The sequence below is a fragment of the Alcaligenes aquatilis genome, assembly GCF_003076515.1.
GTDB classification, from domain to species: domain Bacteria; phylum Pseudomonadota; class Gammaproteobacteria; order Burkholderiales; family Burkholderiaceae_B; genus Alcaligenes; species Alcaligenes aquatilis.
The window spans coordinates 1,969,263-1,987,486 of record NZ_CP022390.1 but is presented as its reverse complement, the minus strand read 5'-3'; the positions used below and the strand labels follow the sequence as shown (position 1 = coordinate 1,987,486).

Sequence of the window (18,224 nt, the reverse complement as noted above, 5' to 3'; positions counted from 1 at the left end):
CTACTTTGTCGGGCTCGGTGCCGCTACTCCCCAACCCAAAGCCTGATACAAGGCAATCACATTCAGGTACGAGCCGGTTTCCGCCATTGCCAGCTCTTGCCGGGTCTGGTTCAGACTGCGCTGATTTTCCAACACTTGCTGATAGGCCCCAGCGCCTATTTCATAGCGCGTCAAGGCGCGCTCATGGGCATTTTCCAGGTGTGACGCCGCTCGAGTCAGGCTAAGCAGGCTCTCTTGATGTTGAGTCAGCCTTTGCAAAGAGCCCTGAATTTCTTCCTGAGCTTGCAGCAGCACTTGTTGATAGTGCAGGCGTGATTCATCAGCCACGGCTTCCATGCCACGCAAGCGCGCTCTGGCATGACCCAAGCGCAGGGCAGGCCATTGCATGGCGGGTGAAACATCGAAGGCGCGGGCAGCATGGCCCAGGTCGCTACCCCTCAGAGCAAAGAAGCCGATAAAGCCAGCCAGATCCAGACGGGGGTACAGCTCGGCGGTGGCGGCGGCCACTTCGTGCGAACTGGCCAGGATTTCCTGTCGAGCGGCACGTACGTCAGGCCGGTTGAACAGCATGGCGTTGACGTCCCCCAAAGGCAGGGAGGCGGCAAAAGGTGCCTTGGCGCTAGGCAGCGGCGTATCAATACTCTCGGCTTGTCCGCCGCTTAGCACCTGGATACGCAAACGAGCCAGCTCCAGATCGCTGCGCAGTTGAGGCACCAGGGTTTTGGCTCGTTCCAGACCCGCCTGGGCATTGTCCAGATTCTCCGGCAGTTCCCGGCCCAACGACACACCAGCCTGCACCAGCTTGATGGTTTGTTCCCAACTGCGTACATCGTCCTCTGCCAGAGCCAGTCGTCGTTGCAAACCCTGTGCTTGCACATATTGACGCGCCAGTTCAGCGGCAATGGCCTGGCGAGTCAGATCCAATTGATCTGCACTGGCCTCGCTGCGAGCCTGGGCAGAGCGGGCCAATTGTTCCAGACGACCGAACAGATCAATCTCCCACGTGGCCTGCATGCCCAGGCGCCAGTTTTCGCTAATGCCGTGGTCAATGGAACCGTCTGCTGCGGCAAACTGTGAACCGCTACGGTTGTAGCTGGCGTGGGCCGTGACGGCCGGCAGGCGGTCGTGCTGGCGCTCGTCGATCAGGGCGCGGGAGGCCCGCCAGCGGGCCTGTGCCTGGGCAATATCCAGATTGTGATCCAGGGCCTTGGCAATCAGGGCGTCCAGTTGCGGGTCTTGCAGCAAGGTCCACCAGTTTTCGCCTTGTTCGGTGGTTTGGGCGAACTGACTGTTCCAGTTGGTGTCGGCCAAGCTTGGGGCGGTGGGAATGGAGGTGTCCAGTCCCACGGCACAACCGCTCAGGATCAGGCTGGGGATCACCAGTCGCAGAGCACGCGCCACAGGCGCGAGCCTGTTTGATAATGGTGGCGTCATGATGAGTGTTCTCCAGTCGAAGGGCGCAGGGCCTGAGCCAAATCGCGCGCCCGTGGGGTGTCTGCTTGATGGGCGTGATCACGCGCCAGCAAGGTATACAAAGTCGGCAGGATAAACAGAGTGAAGACCGTGCCAATCAACATGCCCGAGACCAGCACCACACCCAGACCAAAGCGGCTGTTAGCACCCGCACCGGAGGCAAACAGAAGAGGCACCAGACCAAAGACCATGGCTCCGGTTGTCATCAGCACTGGGCGCAAACGAATGCGGGCGGCTTGCAAGATGGCTTCGGGCTTTTTCAGGCCTTCCTTGAATTGCAGCTCATTGGCAAACTCCACCATCAAGATGCCGTGCTTGCTGATCAGACCAACCAGCGTTAACAGGCCTATCTGGGTGTAGATGTTGAGCGTGCCAAACCCCATAGCCAATGGCAGCAGGGCTCCGCACAGGGACAAGGGCACCGTCACCAGAATGATGATGGGGTCCACCAGGCTTTCGTACTGTGCGGCCAGCACCAGATAAATCACCACCAGTGCGGCCAGGAAAGCCCACACCAGAGACTGACTTTCCTGGGTAAATTGGCGCGATTCGGATTGCCAGTCATGCGTAAAGCCAGCCGGCAATTGCCGGGCGATGTCGTCCAGATAGCCCACTGCTTGCCCCAGCGTTACGCCCGGAGCGGGAATGGCTTGCAACGTGGCCGAGTTTTGCTGGTTGAATTGGCGCAGGCTGTTCGGTTCTACTTCGCTGTGAATTTGGACCATGGTCGACAAGGGCACCAGCTCGCCATTGGCACTGCGTACAAACTGGCGTGTCAGGGCTTGAGCCGTCAGGCGCAGTTCACGCTGGCTTTGCGGAATGACGTCGTACGAGCGGCCATCCAGCGAGAAGCGGTTCAGGTAGTTCTCGCCCACCAGTACAGCCAAAGAGTCGGCAATATCACGCAGGCTGATGCCCATGCTGGCGACTTTGCTGCGGTCAATTTCCACGCGGGAAACGGGCTTGTTGTAGTCCAGGTCGCTATCCACTACAACGAACAAGCCACTTTCACGGGCTTGCTGCTTCACCCATTCCATCGTGTCGTACACCGTGCGGTAGTCGCCGGGACTGCGCAGTACCAGTTGTACCGGCAGCCCGCCGCTGGAGCCGGGCAAGGGGGCAAGCTGGAAAGCAAAGATGCTGCTGCCGGGAATCGCGCTGACGCGTCCTTGCAGTTCGCCCTGTACGGCACTGGCATCGCGCTCGCGCTTGCTCCAGTCCTTCAGGTTGATCCCGCCAAAGCTGGCGGCTGGGCCATCGGTGCCCATAATCAGCCAGGTGCTCTCGGTTTCGGCTACGTCACGGTACGTGTCATCCAGCAGCTTGCCGTCGCGCTCGGCATAGGCCAGGTTGGCATTTTGCGGAGCTTTCACGGCTGTTAGCACGCTGGCCTGATCCTCAATGGGAGCCAGTTCACTGTGCGTCATTTGATAGAGCACGGGCAGGCTGATAAAGACCAGCAAGGCCATGGCGCCCGTGATCCAGCGATGACGCAAGGAGCGGGCCAGCAAGTGGCCATAGCGGGCCGACAGGCCACCAAAGAATCGCTCTGCCAGATGGGCCATGCGGCCTTCATCTTGCTGCGAGGGCAGCAGCAAAGAACTCATCACCGGGGACAAGGTCAGGGCCACCACGCCGGATACCAGCACCGCACCGGCCAGGGTCAGGGCAAACTCTTTGAACAGTGCCCCAGTCAGACCACCCATCAGACCAATCGGGGCATAAACCGCAGCCAGCGTCAGGGTCATGGCGATCACAGGGCCGGCCACTTCACGCGCGCCCAGCAAGGCTGCCACCACGGGCGAGCGACCCGCAGCGATGTGACGGTGCACGTTTTCAACCACCACAATCGCGTCGTCCACGACCAGACCAATAGCCAGCACCATGGCCAGCAAGGTCAGCAAGTTGATGCTGAAGCCAAAGGCCAGCATCAAGGCCGCGGCTCCCAACATGGACAAGGGAATGGTAGCCAGCGGAATCAGCACGCTGCGAAAGGAACCCAGACACAGATAAATCACCAGCACCACGATAATCATGGCTTCGGTCAGGGTCTTCAGTACTTCATCAATTGAGGCTTGAATGAAGCGGGCGGTTTCAAAAGCCAGGGCCACTTCTACGCCGGGTGGCAAGGTCGCTTCAATGGCAGGCAGACGGTCACGAATGCCTTCCACAATGCGCAAGGGATTGCCGCCGGGAGTGGGGAATAAACCCAGGTGAATGGCGGGCAGGCCATCCATCAAGGCGCTGGTCTCAGTGGCGGCGGCACCCAGTTCAACCTTGCCTATGTCGCGCAGTCGTACCAAAGAGGTGCCGTCTTCGCGCACGATCAGGTCCTGGAACTCGGCCACGCTGGTCAGGTCCGAGTTGAGTTGGATGTTGCTCAAGACATGCTGGCCTTTGACCATGCCGGGAGCGGCCTGATAGTTGTTGGCGCGTACAGCCTGGGCAATATCGGCAGCAGTCAGGCCATAGCCAGCCATGCGGTCCGAATCCAGCCAGAGTCGCATGGCCAGTTTTTGGCCGCCAAAGGTCTGGATCTTCGCGACGCCATCAATGGTGGAGAACATGGGTTCCACCACGCGGGACAAATAATCGTTCAGCTCCGGGATGGAGATCGACGTCGTGGAAAAGCCCACATAGGCCACGGCGGTGGAGTCCCCGGAGGAGCGCTCCACAACCGGGTCATAAGCGCCTTCAGGCAGGCGATAGCGCACCTGGCTGACCTTGCTCATGACTTCGGTCAGTGCCTGGGTGGAGTCGCGGTTCAGCTCCATGCGCAAGGTCACGACACTGCGGCTTTGCACGGAGTGGGAGGATAGATAATCCACCCCTTCCACCGAGGCCAGTGCCTGGGCGATGGGTTGGGTGACAAAGCCTTGCATCAGCTGTGCAGAGGCGCCGGGGTACTCGGTGGTAATCGTGATGGTGGAGTTCTCCAGCAGGGGATACTGCCGGATGGGCAGCTTGTCCAGAGAGAACAGACCCAACATCAGGAGCAAGGCACTGACCACCAGGGCAAGAACCGGCCGACGCACGAACAAGTCGGTAAAACCGGGACGGGAGGCGGTGTTCATACGGGCTCCTTGTCCTTGGCGGTCTGTACCGTGGAGCCGTCCTGAATCTTGATCTGACCGGCGCTGACCACCTTGTCGCCTTCTTTCAGGCCCTCAAGGATCTCGACATGCTCATCCCACTGCTCGCCGGTTTGTACGGCTACGCGTTTGACCTGCCACAGACCTTGATCCTTGGGGGAGGCCACAAACACGGTCTGGCCGTAAGCGGTGTAGGTCAGTGCGGTTTCGGGCACGGTCAGTACGGGGGCTTCGGCGGGGCGTTTCAATTGAGCGCGGGCGTACATTCCCGCTTTGAGGCGATTACCTGGATTGGGTAGTAGGGCTTGCAGGCGCACCGTGCGCGAATCACCGATCAAAGGATCGACAGCGCTGATTTCAGCCTGGAAGTTTTCACCCGGCCAGGCGTCAACTTGCACCAGCAAGGTCTGGCCCACGCTTAAATCAGACAGATTTTGCTCGGGCACCGTCAGGTTTACGCGCAATTGGCTGTCATCGACCAGACTGGCAATAGCTTGGCCAGGTTGCAGGTAGTGGCCCTGGTGCAGGCTGGTGATACCGATGCGGCCCGAGAAGGGAGCGGTAATTTGCTTCAAGGCCAGCTCAGCACGTTGATATTGCAGTTGAGCCTGGGCTACCGCGTGATCAGCCTGGGCCTGATCCAGTTGCTCCTGGGTTGCGGCTTGCTGTTCTTTTAACTTGCGCACCCGCGTCAGTTGAATAGCGGTCTGTTTGACTTGCGCCTGCTCGCGGCGCACGCTGGCTTGCTCCAGTTCGTCATTAAGCAAGACCAGAGGCTGGCCGGCTTTGACGTGCTGTCCGGAGGTGAAATCAATCTTGCGAATACGACCACTGGTCTCTGCGCTCAGCAACACTTGCTGCCAGGCTTCCAGTGCACCGACGGCATGTAAAAGACGAGGGGCGGTTTGGGACTTGACGCTGGCCAACTCGACAACGGCAGGGGGATAGCCGCCTGCTGCTTGAACTTCTTGTGAGGCTGGCAGCAAACGCCAGCCTATGGCCAATACGCCGGCCACAATGGGAATCATGATCCAAGTACGACGCGCACTCATGCTGCTGGACCTCCTGTTGGGCAAGAGAGCCACAGGGGCTGTCTGTTCGGAAGCGTCCAGCCGAATCGCTGATCGCTTTGTGACCAGTCTTCGGGCTTGAAATGGATGGCTGCTGCAAGCGGCTTGTGGACTTGGGTTGCCAGGGCAGTGGTGATTGTGCTTTGGCCAAGCACGGACTGCCGAAACCATGACAGAGGTCCGGCAAACATAGTCCAAATGAGGGGAGGCATGGCAGGTTCCTGTGACAATAAAGAGGCAGCCGATATGGCTTGCCTTAATTAGGTACCTGGACTATAAAACCTCAAGTTAACTTGAGGTCAAGGGGGTGGAAATGGCGAAAACAGTGGATTTCACGCGTGCACTGACGGTGGGAGAGGTGGCCAGGCGCAGTGGCGTGCCCGTGTCCACGGTGCATTTTTACGAGGCGAAAGGTTTGATTGCCAGTACCCGTAATAGTGGTAACCAGCGTCGCTTTGATTCGGTGGTTTTACGCTACATAGCGATCATTAAAGTGGCGCAGCGTACCGGAATTCCTTTGGAGGAAATTCACGAGGCCTTGCAGGGTTTGCCACCGGGTAGCAGACCGTCCAGCAAACAATGGCGGGCCATGTCCAGCCGCTGGCAAGACAGTTTGAATGATCGGATTGAGCAGTTGACGCGATTGCGCGATGAGCTGACCCACTGCATTGGCTGTGGGTGCTTGTCCATGAGTGAATGTCCCTTGCGTAATCCGGCCGATATCCTGGGCCAGCAAGGGCCCGGCCCCCAGATTCTGGAAAGAAAGCTGGAGGCCGGATCAGAGGTTTAGGTCGGGTCGGGCGACTGTGCGTACAGAGCGGTCGCCTCGGAGGTGACCAAGGCCTGATAGCGCTCGAAGTGGTTCAGGATATCGTTAATGACCTGGCTGGAGGACAAACCCATCAAGTCATAACCCCGACTGCCGTCCGCAAACACGGTGCGTATCTGCCATTCCTGAGGATGTGCCTGCTCGTTACGGGCGGCTGCTGCCGTAAAGCTGGCAACTCGACGGGCACGCAGTTCCACGCCATAGACGAAGTTGCGCTGGTTATCCGCCTGAATCGTCAGTTGAGCGGTATCTTGATCGCTGGTTTCCAGGCTGACATTCAGATTGCGCTTACCTAGTTCGTCGGCCACCGCCTGCAGCGCGGGAATGACGGTCGCGCCCATAAAGCGACGAGCATCCCGTCGATTGGGCGTGTGCAAGATGGTCGAGAGCCGATGACGCCAGGACACTTCTGAGCCTGGTGCCGGGCCGGACATGGGGCTTTGGCGACGCATACGTGACATATCCGCTTTCATGCCTTTGAACAGTCCCAGTATCAGCAAAAAGACGATCACAGCAAAAGGTAGGGCGCTGACCAAAGTGACAGTTTGCAGCGCGGTGAGACCACCGGCCAACAAAAGCAAGGCAGCGGCGACACCTTCCAGCGTGCACCAGTAAATCCGTTGCCATACAGGAGCGTCTTCTACGCCACCGGCTGCCAGTGTGTCGATCACCAGGGAGCCGGAGTCTGCTGATGTGATAAAGAAAATGGTAACCAGCAGTACCGCCAGAGCCGAGGTGACACCAGGCCAGGGCAGGTATTCAAAAAACTCGAACAAGGCCACAGAGGCGTTATTGGCTGCATCTTGAGCCAGTTGGCCAGCGGCAACTCCCATATCCAGGAAAATAGCTGTGTTGCCAAATACGGTCATCCAGAAAAAGGTGAACACGGTTGGAACCAGCAAGACCCCCAGGACGAATTCGCGCACGGTACGACCGCGCGAGATGCGGGCGATGAACATGCCGACAAAGGGCGACCACGCAATCCACCAGGCCCAGTAAAACAGGGTCCAGGCTTTCATCCAGGTTTGCTCTCGGAATGCTTGTGTACTGAATGAGCGAGCGAAAAAGTTATCCAGATATCCGCCAATATTCTGTACAAAAGCATTCATTAAAAAGGAGGTGGGGCCGACAGTCAGCACAAACAGCATCAGACACACGGCTACCAGCAGGTTCAGTTCGGAAAGGCGCCGAATGCCCACATCCAGACCACTGATCACCGATAAGGTCGCCAAGGCGGTGACACCGGTAATGAGTGCGATCTGTAACCAGGTCTCTTGAGGCCAGCCAAACAGGTATTCAAGCCCTGCGTTGATCTGTAAAACACCGAGACCCATGGAGGTGGCAATACCAAACAAGGTGCCGCAGACAGCAAAAATATCAACGCTGTCGCCAATCCAACCCTCGATGCGCTTGCCAAACAGCGGGTATAGGCCCGAGCGAATCGTCAGTGGTAGGTTGTAACGAAAACAAAAGTAAGCCAGTGATAGCCCGACTACGGCATAGACCGCCCAGGCATGCACCCCCCAGTGAAAGAAGGTGATGATCTGTGCCTGATGGGCTGACGTGGTTGTACTAGCCAGCCCTGAAGGGGGGGCCGAGAAGTGTTGCAGCGGCTCGGCCACGGCAAAAAACATCAAGCCAATACCCATGCCGGCGGCAAACAGCATGGCCATCCAGGTCAGGTAAGGGTAGTCAGGCTCAGAGTCATCGGGCCCTAATTTCAAATTGCCATAGCGGCTTAAGGCCAGATAAACCACCGCAAAGAAAAATAAGGCGACGGCAAGGATGTAGAACCAGCCGAAGCTTTTGATGACCCAGTCTTGCAACTGTTCAAAAATAAGCGCGGCGTCTTTAGGGAAAATGATCCCGATCAGCAAGAAAATCAGGACGATAAAGGTAGATCCCCAGAACACCCGTGGATGTAGCGTGCTTCTAAAAGGCAGCCCCATGTCATGCTCCGTTTGTAACTAAGAGGGCACAGCTTAACGAGAACGGCTGACAGTTGAAAGTCTTGTTAGATTAAGAAATATTTGCTCAGGCTCGGAAAGGATCTATGGGCAAAATTAATTCCTGATGTCCGGCCTGCCGTGTCAACTCCAACTGGTGCAGCACATTGGCACTGGCTGTATGCACAGCAGAATGCAGGTCTGCGCCCAATATCAGGTGAGCCAATAAGGTGGCGGCAAACAGATCGCCGGTGCCTTTGGCCGCACAGTCGACGCGTGGATGGCTAAGCAGCGTGTCGGCACGTGGTTCTTTGCGAGACATTAATAATTTGATCTGGCCATCTTGCCAGGATTCGGGGGCGGCACTGGTGGCAATGACCCATTCGGTACGGCCATTCAACAGGCCGTGAGCCGCGCTTGAGCTGGCCTGAATACTGTCACAAGACTGTTGAGACAGTAAGGACAACTCGTAGTTATTGGGTGTCAAGCCCGTAGCCAGCGGCAATAAGGTCTGGTGATAGACGGGGATCAGAGCCGGGTCTACATAGACGCCTACGTCCAGATCGCCAATGACCGGGTCCACAATGACCAGAATGTCGGGGTGCTCTTGCAGTAGCGCTTTTAACCAGCGCGCAATGATAATGGCCTGATTGGCGCTGCCCAGATAACCGATCAGCACAGCGCGCACCTTGTCCAGCGCACCGCGCAAGACCAGATCGTTCAGAAAGCCTTCTAGCCACTCATCGGGTACAGCACCGCCGTGCACCGTGGGGTATTGCGGGTTGTTGCTAAGCAACACGGTGGGAACGGCGGCTACTTTAAAACCGTGTCTACGCAAAGTCGGGCCGGCAACATTGTTGCCCACCCGACCGTAGACGACTTGGGACTGAATCGAAACGACATCCACATGGTAGGGATGTCGTTCACGATCAACAAACGTTACAGCAGTGTTCATGCAGCACAATCAGCGGAACTGGTTTGTTTAAGTTGGCTGAGCCAGTCGGTCAGGACCGTAGCGGCAGCGGCGTGTAGGCGCTTTTGTACCGCCATGGCTTCCAGACGCAGCATTTGCGGGTCGATATCCGCTTGGCCCAGTTCGTTGGCATGACCAACCAGCCAGCGCTCCAGCTTGCTGGTGTCGGCTTCCAAGTGAAATTGCAGGCCCAATACCTGGGTTCCAAAGGAGAAGGCCTGGTTGGGGCCCACATCCGTGCTGGCCAGGTGAATGGCACCGTCAGGAATATCGAACTGATCCCCGTGCCAGTGCAGGACAGGAATACCGCTAACTGCGGACAGGGGCGATTCTTTGCCCGCATCAGTCAGTTTCAAGGGAGAGAAACCGATTTCTTTCACACCCAGTGGATACACATTGGCTCCCAGGGCACGCGCAATCAGTTGTGCGCCCAGACAAATGCCCAGCAAGGGTTTGCCAGCCAGCAGGAATTTGTTGATCAGCTCCAGCTCATCGGAGAGAAATGGGTAAATCTTTTCGTCGTAGGCGCCGATTGGCCCGCCCAATACAACCAGCAGGTCAGCGTCCTGTTCACCCACGTGGCGCAGTGACTCGACGGAAGGGTCAATGTATTGAACTTGGTAGCCCTGCTCGATCAGAACAGGTTCCAGTGTGCCCAAGTCCTCAAAATGGATATGACGCAGTGCGATGACTTTCTTCATAGGGGGTTCTTTTAATTCAGATGGTAAGGATGTCAGCTCGTGGTACCAATGTCTACATTCATGGCGCCCGATAGGGGGAAGGTGCAACATGCCAGAGCATGACCTTGCGCCTTGTCCTGGTCGCTGAGGCAAAAGTCCGGTTCAGAGCGGTATTCGCCCTCCGAGATCTGTACCCGACAAGCACCACAAATTCCTGAACGACACTGACTGCGGATAGGGACATCGGCCGCTTCCAGCATTTCCAGCAAACTACTGCCTGGTTCGGGTGAGAGCGTCTGCCCTGTGCTGCGTACATTGATTTGCAAGGGAGCGCTGCCTGCTTCAGGCAGGATTTCCACACCGGACTTGGCAGGCGGGGAAAAAGCTTCAATCAACATATGCGAGATGGGATGCGCTTGAATCGTGTATTCGCGCAAGGCCTGGGCAAAGCCATGACTGCCGCAAATCACAACAGCCTGCGGGTCTTTCAACTGCTCCATGTTCTCAAAGGAGGGACGTCCCACTTTGAAATGCGCGCTTTCGCGGATTTTTTCTTGCGTGACAAACACCGTCAGTGTGAACCAGCTGGTGCTCAGATCCAGCTGCAGCAGTTCGTGCAAGAAGGGGATGTCGGCAATACGAGCAATACTGAGCAGCAAATGTACTTGTGGTACTGGCAAGCCATCCTGGGCTCGCGCCGCCAACTCACGCAGCAAGGCAATGGGCAGGGTAATGCCAATGCCGCCTGCGATCATGGCGATACGCTCATAACCCACAATAGAGTCCACCGAAATATCACCCGCCACATATTGCAGGGGCACGCTCATGCCCTCACGCAAGGTGGCGTGCAAATGATCGGAGACACTATTGCGGCCCGAACCTTTTACGGCAATTTCAATCAGGTCTGGATCGGCCATACGGGTGATCGAGTACATACGCTGTTGAATGGTGCCGCCGGTATCGGGGTAGCTCAGGGCGACATGCTTGCCCGCCCGCAAGGCGCTCAGAAAATCGAAGTGTTTACTTTGAACGCGCAAGGTGAACACTTTGACGTTTCCGGCCTCGGGGCGAACGGTCTCGCAGCGCGCCTGAATCGTGGCTGTCATTGCAGCGCCTCCTGTTGCTCGGCTTGGGCTTGTGCCTGCCCCGATTTGCTGTTCAAGCCAATGCGTTCGATCAGGCTTTCAACCGAACCGGTGTACACGCCAATCTCGTTGGAGTCGCCCGTATCGTGCAGGATGTCGCGAGCATTGGGGAAGTTCACCATGGAGAACACTTTTTCCCAGGCGCCCATTTCATTGTTGGCGAACATTTCCACGGTGCGCAAAATGATGGCGCGCATGTGTTCACGCTCTTTCTGGCTCAGGCCGTGAATGATGTCCGAAGCGACAAAGCTGAACACGCTGGAGTGGCTCCATTCGTCCATGGCATGGGTGCGAGTGACTTCATGGCACACGGTCTGGATGCTCTTGTCCTCGGCCATGGTTTTCAGGTAGTCGGTAATCAGGGTCTCGGACGCGCAGGCAATGGCAAAGCGGGTCAGGCGACGTTCGGATTCGGAGCTGCACTGGCTCAGGATGTCATTGCGCCACTGCACCAGGTTGAAGTTGGTGAAGTCCAGCGGCTGCAGGCCGCGCATGGAATAAATGTAGTTGCACGCCATGATCGACATGCGGGTGTGCAGGGCCTCGTCCAACAAGGCTTGGGACATGACATCTTGCAGCAGATTGCGATTGGAGCTTGGGGGCGGCGTTTTGATGATGTCTTCGCAAGAAGGGGTAACCACGTTGCATTCAACGTAAATGGTTTTAAGGTTGTAAATACCCCAGGCATAGGACAAGCACTGCGATTTTAATTCCTCGGGGGCTTCCAACCAGGCCTGATGCTCACGGAAAGGCAAAAGGCATTCGCTGAAATCCGCCTTGCTGGGGTCGAACGCCAGATTGTTGTAGTCCGGCAGTTCCTGATTGACAGCGGCCCGGTTTTTCCAAAGTACAGACAGCTTTTGCAGCATATTACGTACGGCGTCATCAGTTTCGTAGCTTTTGATTGTCATTTCAAACTTCCTTGCTGTTGATTGCGATCTGTTCGAAATGAACAGGTCGTTTCTGTATTTCGCCTATCTCTATTTCCAAATGGAAATCCGCAGGCTTAAAAGGATTTGCCGGTCCTTATGAGCAAGGCCCAAAAAAACCCGTCATCGAGTCTCTCAAGTCTTGGGGATCAGCATGGTTGAACTGCCGTTAAAGCAATGGCGTTTCCTGTGGTTGTGGGGAACTGGGGATGTTTCTGTCGTTTGCAGATTAAAAAGAGTGATAATCTGTTTGAGCGAATAGAAGTATGGCTGTTGAGTATTCGTTGGCTGCATTCTAATGATCCTATGACAATAAATGACAGACCATTTCAAGATCATTTAACAGACCACTTAAAAGCAGAAAATAAAATCCCGTTTTAATTCTTGATAAGAATGATCGGGATTGGCTTTCTGGCTGTGTTTCAGAGGGTTTTTAATTATTTATGCTTTAAATGTTTATTTAAATAACAATAATAAAAAGTGGTCTGGTGAATAAAGTTTTATTGGACTGCTTAATAACTTGATAAACAGAATAGGATGTGTATCTTTCGCCCTTGGAGCCATCAGGCCAGGGTTGAGTTTTTCTCTCGTGCCTGAAAAGCAGCCACGGTTGTAAAAGTAGCCAATCTTTGAACAGGAACTCCCATGAAGAGTCTTGCCGGTGGCGACACCCCCCACCAGCCTCTGGTGGGTTCGCAATTTCTACAGCAAAGTGATCGCAATCTTTGGGACATCATCGAAGCCGAGCGGGGTCGGCAACAACACACCATTGAATTGATCGCTTCCGAGAACTACCTGAGCCGAGCCGTTTTGGATGTGCAAGGCTCCTTGCTTAGCAACAAGCAGGCGCAGGGCTATCCAGGACAGCGGATCTACGGCGGGTGCGAACAAGCGGATCAGACTGAAGAGCTGGCTATCGAACGGGCCAAAGCGGTCTTTGGGGCATCCTATGCCAATGTGCAGGCGCACTCAGGCAGCCAGGCCAATCTGGCGGTATATCTGGCCTTGCTCTCACCTGGGGATACTATTTTGGCGCTGGATCAAAGCGCGGGTGGCCATCTTAGCCATGGTTCGCATTTCAATGTATCGGGCCGCTGGTTTCAGACCTGTTCGTATGGAGTAGATCGTCAGACCCAGTGGGTGGATATGGATGAAGTGCGTGCCCTGGCGCACAAGGAGCGCCCAAGGCTGATAATTGCCGGGGGCTCGTCTTATGCACGAACCCCGAACTTTGCCCAATTCAGAGATATCGCTAACGAGGTCAATGCCTATCTGATGGTGGATTTGGCGCATAGTGCGGGCCTGGTCGCAGCGGGTTTGATGGACTCGCCGGTCAAACATGCACACGTCACCACTTTTTCCACTCACGGCACATTACGGGGTCCGCGTGGCGGCATTATCCTGAGCAATGAACCCAAGCTGGCCGAGCGCTTGAGCCAGGCCGTGTATCCAGGCTTGCAAGGCGGACCCTTGCTGAACATTATGGCTGCCAAGGCGGTGGCTTTGGGTGAGGCGATGAGCCCGTCCTATAAAGCCTACGCCCAGTCCGTCATCAATAACGCTCGCAGCTTGTGCCGCCGCTTGTCCGAGGGCGGGTTGACGGTGGTGTCGGGGGGAACAGACTGTCATTTTGGTGTGGTGGACCTGCGCCCCTGGGATTTGTCTGGCCCTTTGGTGGAGCGGGTGCTGGCTCAGCTAGGCATTAGTTTGAGCAAACACCGGGTGCCTTATGAGCAAGACAATGCGGCGTATTCGGGAGTGCGCGTAGGCAGTGCTGCTTGTACCACTCGTGGTTTAGGTGAGGATGATTTCAAAGAAATTGGCGACATGATTCTGGCTTTGCTGGGCGGTGTGCGTAGTGGCTCACGCAACCCACGTACCGAAAATGCCATTCTGGAAGGGGTCGCCGACCTGAATCGACGATACCCCTTGATGTACTGATACCCGGCTCCTTTAGCCTTTGCCCTGACGTAGGGCGTTGGCCAGACGCAACATGGCTGACTCGATTTCATAAGCGGTCAGAGACGCATAGCCCAGTAACCAGCCCTGTTGTTTTTCCTCACCAATGTACAGACGGCTCAAGCCTGGCAGTTGAACCCCGGCACTTAAGGCGCGGCGCAAGGTGTGCTCCTCTGACCAGCCCGGCTCCAGAAAGCAGGGAATCTGCAAACCACCTTCGGGTCGGGCAGCACGAACAATGCCTTGCAAGTGCTGCTCGATGGCTTCCAGCATGATTTCCCGTCGTCCTGCGTACAACTTGCGCATGGCGCGAATATGAGAGTTGTAGTGTCCGTCTTCCATAAAGCGGGCCAGCGTCAGCTGCAGGATTTGCGGTGTGTGGCCGTCCATGATGCTGCGTGCCTGGGTAAAGGGTTTGACCAGTTCGGGCGGCAGCGCTATATAGCCCATGCGCAGGCCCGGATACAGGGTTTTGCTGAAGGTGCCTAAGTAAATCGTGCGCTGGTATTTATCCAGACCCTGCACGCATGCGGTGGGCAGCCCGTCGTAATGAAACTCGCTGTCGTAGTCGTCTTCCATAATCCAGCGGCCATTTTCTGCCGCCCAGTGGATGAGTTCCAGACGGCGTTCCAGTGACATGGTGGCCCCGGTGGGGTACTGGTGCGAGGGTGTCACATAAATACAGTTCGCGCCGCTTCGGTCCTCATTGAGCAAATCGGTGCGCAGCCCTTGTCTGTCCACGCCAATGGGCACCACACGGGCCTCGGCCGCTTCAAATGCTTTACGGGCACCGAAGTAGCCGGGGTTTTCAACCAGAATGGGCTTGCCGGCATCGACCAGTAATTGCGCGCACAGAAATAAGGCTTGGCGTGTGCTGCTCAGAATCAGAATCTGGTCGGCCGAGACTTTGGCGCCACGCTCCAGATTCAGGTACACAGCAATGGCTTTGCGCAGGGACTCGGTGCCTTGCGGGTCACCGTGCAGCAGGATGTTGGCCCGATAGTCTTTCATGGCCTGACGTTGCAGGCGCTCCCAGACATCGGTGGGGAAGTTGCGGGTTTCCGGCAAGCCGGTGGCAAAGGCTTTGATAGTTTGTTGATCAGCAATGCCGCCGCTTTCAAACACGGCGCGACCGCGACGGCTTAAACCGGTGCCCGGTTCCATCACACTGCGTTTCAGATCTTGAGCTTTGATACGACGGTAGGCGCTGCCACGCAGCTCGGTGCCTACTGATTCGGAAACATAGCTGCCCGAGCCTTCACGACGCACGATAAAGCCGTCGCGATGGAGCTGAACATAGGCGTTTTCAACGGTATCGCGGGCCATGCTCAGGGACTTGGCCAGGGAGCGTGTAGCAGGCAGCTTGACCCCGGGGCCCAGCGCGCCATCCAGAATCAATGCCCGCAAGGCACGCTGGATGCGCTGATGGAGATCCAGGGATTGAAGTTCGTCATCGTTAAGACGCATCTTCAAGGTATCCAGTTCAAACGAACGCGTCATGCGGTCTGCTCCAGGGAATATTAATGGTCTGACTAGTCAGACCATTGTGCTCGTAGACTTGATTGTCATTGCCGAAATAGGGGGGGCCTGTTTCGGCGTTCAGGTTTGTACAGGATCTCAACAAGTATGTCCCGACCCTTTAATTTCAGCGCAGGGCCCAGCGCCTTGCCGATGGATGTTCTATTGCAAGTACGAGATGAGCTGCTTGATTTTGCCGGCACAGGGGTCTCTGTGATGGAAATCAGTCATCGTTCCCAGCCTTTCATGGATTTTGCCCATCGTACTGACACCGCTGTACGTCGTGTTCTGGCTGTGCCATCGGACTATCACGTCTTGCTCCTGCAAGGGGGGGCGTATCTGCAGTTCTCTCAAATCCCGATGAACTTGTTTCATCAAAAAAAAACAGCAGACTATATACATACAGGGTTATGGTCGGAACAAGCCGCTAATGCTGCTAGGCAATATGGGGAAGTAAGAATCATAGCGAGTTCTTATGAAACTGGATTTGATCGTATTCCGGAAATTAATGAATCTAATATTAATCTGGATGCAGCGTACTTGCATTACACAGAGAATGAAACTGCACAGGGCTTGCAATTTTCAAAACCACCTGTTTCATCTATTCCATTGGTATGCGATGCTTGCTCCAGCTTGATGTCAAAACCGCTTGACATCTCGGCTCACGATTTGATTTACGCTTCGGCCCAGAAAAATATGGGCATCGCTGGTGTGACAATGGTATTGCTCAATCCTGCTATTTTAGACAAGCCTTTAGCGAGTACGCCACAGGTGTTGGATTTTTCCATTCAGGCACAAAAGCAATCCTTGCTCAATACCCCTTCTACATTTTCCTGGTATGTCTTGGGTTTGACTCTGGAGTGGATTGAGCGAGTAGGTGGAATAGACGTGTTGTATGAAATAAATAAGAAAAAAGCGCAACATCTCTATGGCGTCATTGATAAAAGCAATGGTTTTTATACCAATGGCGTTTGGTCTGACGATCGATCCATCAATAATGTGCCATTTCATATTGCTGAAACTAATTTGGAAGATTTGTTTGTGAAAGAAGCCCAGAAAAATGGTTTTCACGGTTTGAAGGGCCATCAATCAACAGGAGGCTTGCGCGCCAGCATCTACAACGCCGTCACCTTGGACGCGGTACAGGCGCTGGGAGCGTTCATGCGTGAGTTCGAGCGCACGCACGGTTAGGGCGTGGGCCTGCTTTGCAAAGTGGCCAGGCAAGTGGCCGCAACGTGGATAGAATTTTTTTAAGGAAAAGCGATGTACGACAACACTCTCAGCCTGTCCGATTTTGACAAGGAATTGGCCCAGGCCATCCAAGGCGAAGAAAGCCGCCAGGAAGATCACGTAGAACTGATTGCTTCGGAAAACTATGCCAGTCCCCTGGTTATGCAGGTTCAGAACTCCGTGTTTACCAACAAATATGCCGAGGGCTACCCGGACAAGCGTTACTACGCCGGTTGCGAGTTTGTGGACGTGGCTGAACGTCTGGCAATCGAGCGCCTGAAAGCCGTCTTCGATTGTGACTACGCCAACGTACAGCCCCATGCCGGAGCGCAAGCTAATACCGCTGTGTTCCTGGCCTTGCTCAAACCAGGCGATACGGTCATGGGAATGAACCTGGCCCAAGGCGGGCACCTGACACACGGCAACCCGATCAATATTTCCGGCCGTCTTTACAATATTGTTCCTTACGGAGTTGATATCCAAACCGGGCTGATCGATTACGACGAAATGGAGCGCATTGCTATCGAGACCAAGCCCAAAATGCTGATTGGTGGCTTTTCCGCGTATTCGCGTGTGAAGGACTGGGCCCGCATGCGCCAGATCGCCGACAAGGTGGGTGCCTGGTTCTGGGTGGATATGGCCCATGTGGCGGGTCTGGTGGCGGCAGGTGAGTACCCCAGCCCTCTGCCATACGCGCATGTGGTGACCAGTACGACCCATAAAACCCTGCGTGGCCCACGTGGTGGTGTGATCATGGCTAAAGGGCAGAGCGAGGATTTGTACAAACGCCTGAACTCGGCTGTGTTTCCTGGCGTGCAAGGGGGCCCCTTGATGCACTTGATTGCAGCCAAAGCGGTCGCGTTCAAAGAAGCCCTGCAGCCCGAGTTCCGGACTTATCAGCAAAATGTGGTGCGTAATGCCCGCGCCATGGCAGCGGTACTGATGCAGCGCGGCCATAATATCGTTTCAGGCGGTACGGATAATCACATGATGCTGATTAACTTGTCGGCCAAACCTTACACCGGTCAAGAGGCCAGCGATGCCTTGGCAGATGCCTACATTACAGTGAACAAGAACTCGGTGCCTAATGATCCGCGTTCGCCCATGGTGACCTCAGGCATCCGGATCGGAACCCCCGCTGTGACCACGCGCGGCTTTACCGTGGCCGATTGCGAGCAGTTGGCACACTACTTGTGCGATGTGCTCGATGCCTATGAGGCAGGCACGCTGGATACGATCAAGCACGAGATCCGTGAAAAAATCGTGACCTTGTGTCGAAGCTATCCGGTGTATCAAGTGCAGACAGAACCGGCGCAGTTGTAATTCAATGAAAAAGCCCAGTCATTAGCATGACTGGGCTTATCTTTAGGCATGTTGCTT

Annotated in this window: 13 protein-coding genes; 4 read left to right on the top strand and 9 right to left on the bottom strand. The window is 55.6% G+C overall.

What is annotated here, in order from left to right; genetic code table 11:
• The 3 genes from CA948_RS09115 to CA948_RS09105 are packed head-to-tail and all read right to left on the bottom strand — an operon-like array spanning position 1 to position 5,617.
• Positions 1 to 1,434, bottom strand: coding sequence for an efflux transporter outer membrane subunit (locus CA948_RS09115; protein WP_238988578.1), 1,434 nt, complete (start codon positions 1,432 to 1,434; stop codon positions 1 to 3).
• Positions 1,431 to 4,547: a MexW/MexI family multidrug efflux RND transporter permease subunit gene (locus CA948_RS09110; protein WP_108727845.1), complete on the bottom strand. Its 3,117-nt coding sequence runs from the start codon at positions 4,545 to 4,547 to the stop codon at positions 1,431 to 1,433. Before CA948_RS09110 ends, CA948_RS09115 begins: the two co-directional genes overlap by 4 nt.
• Complete coding sequence (locus CA948_RS09105) at positions 4,544 to 5,617, bottom strand: efflux RND transporter periplasmic adaptor subunit (protein WP_108727844.1); 1,074 nt, start codon at positions 5,615 to 5,617, stop codon at positions 4,544 to 4,546. Before CA948_RS09105 ends, CA948_RS09110 begins: the two co-directional genes overlap by 4 nt.
• Before the next feature lie 331 nt (positions 5,618 to 5,948).
• Here CA948_RS09105 and soxR point away from each other — a divergent pair, with 331 nt between their 5' ends.
• Complete coding sequence (gene soxR / locus CA948_RS09100) at positions 5,949 to 6,425, top strand: redox-sensitive transcriptional activator SoxR (protein WP_094197470.1); 477 nt, start codon at positions 5,949 to 5,951, stop codon at positions 6,423 to 6,425.
• Here the strand turns inward: soxR and CA948_RS09095 are convergent.
• The 5 genes from CA948_RS09095 to CA948_RS09075 form a co-directional block, all read right to left on the bottom strand.
• Positions 6,422 to 8,413, bottom strand: a complete 1,992-nt coding sequence (locus CA948_RS09095; RefSeq protein ID WP_094197469.1) for a BCCT family transporter — start codon at positions 8,411 to 8,413, stop codon at positions 6,422 to 6,424. The genes soxR and CA948_RS09095 overlap by 4 nt on opposite strands.
• A gap of 85 nt (positions 8,414 to 8,498) precedes the next feature.
• Positions 8,499 to 9,365 (bottom strand): pyridoxine/pyridoxal/pyridoxamine kinase, encoded by an 867-nt coding sequence (pdxK, locus tag CA948_RS09090; RefSeq protein ID WP_094197468.1) that lies wholly within the window; start codon positions 9,363 to 9,365, stop codon positions 8,499 to 8,501.
• Positions 9,362 to 10,084 (bottom strand): glutamine amidotransferase, encoded by a 723-nt coding sequence (locus CA948_RS09085; protein WP_094197467.1) that lies wholly within the window; start codon positions 10,082 to 10,084, stop codon positions 9,362 to 9,364. The genes pdxK and CA948_RS09085 overlap by 4 nt, the downstream gene beginning before the upstream one ends.
• Positions 10,085 to 10,116: 32 nt before the next feature.
• Positions 10,117 to 11,169, bottom strand: coding sequence for a 2Fe-2S iron-sulfur cluster-binding protein (locus tag CA948_RS09080; protein WP_094197466.1), 1,053 nt, complete (start codon positions 11,167 to 11,169; stop codon positions 10,117 to 10,119).
• Complete coding sequence (locus CA948_RS09075) at positions 11,166 to 12,119, bottom strand: AurF N-oxygenase family protein (protein ID WP_094197465.1); 954 nt, start codon at positions 12,117 to 12,119, stop codon at positions 11,166 to 11,168. The genes CA948_RS09080 and CA948_RS09075 overlap by 4 nt, the downstream gene beginning before the upstream one ends.
• Positions 12,120 to 12,782: 663 nt before the next feature.
• Between CA948_RS09075 and CA948_RS09070 the strand changes: the two genes are divergently transcribed.
• Entirely contained in the window at positions 12,783 to 14,078 is a 1,296-nt protein-coding gene (locus CA948_RS09070; protein ID WP_094197464.1) for a serine hydroxymethyltransferase, read from the top strand.
• A 12-nt stretch (positions 14,079 to 14,090) separates the two neighbouring features.
• Here the strand turns inward: CA948_RS09070 and pdxR are convergent, their stop codons facing one another.
• Positions 14,091 to 15,596: a MocR-like pyridoxine biosynthesis transcription factor PdxR gene (gene pdxR, locus CA948_RS09065; RefSeq protein WP_108727843.1), complete on the bottom strand. Its 1,506-nt coding sequence runs from the start codon at positions 15,594 to 15,596 to the stop codon at positions 14,091 to 14,093.
• A 126-nt stretch (positions 15,597 to 15,722) separates the two neighbouring features.
• On the opposite strand from pdxR, the gene serC reads away from it, so the two are divergent.
• Positions 15,723 to 16,805, top strand: coding sequence for a 3-phosphoserine/phosphohydroxythreonine transaminase (serC, locus tag CA948_RS09060; RefSeq protein ID WP_108727842.1), 1,083 nt, complete (start codon positions 15,723 to 15,725; stop codon positions 16,803 to 16,805).
• Positions 16,806 to 16,877: 72 nt separating this feature from the next.
• Entirely contained in the window at positions 16,878 to 18,167 is a 1,290-nt protein-coding gene (gene glyA / locus CA948_RS09055) for a serine hydroxymethyltransferase (RefSeq protein ID WP_108727841.1), read from the top strand.
• Positions 18,168 to 18,224: the final 57 nt, after the last annotated feature.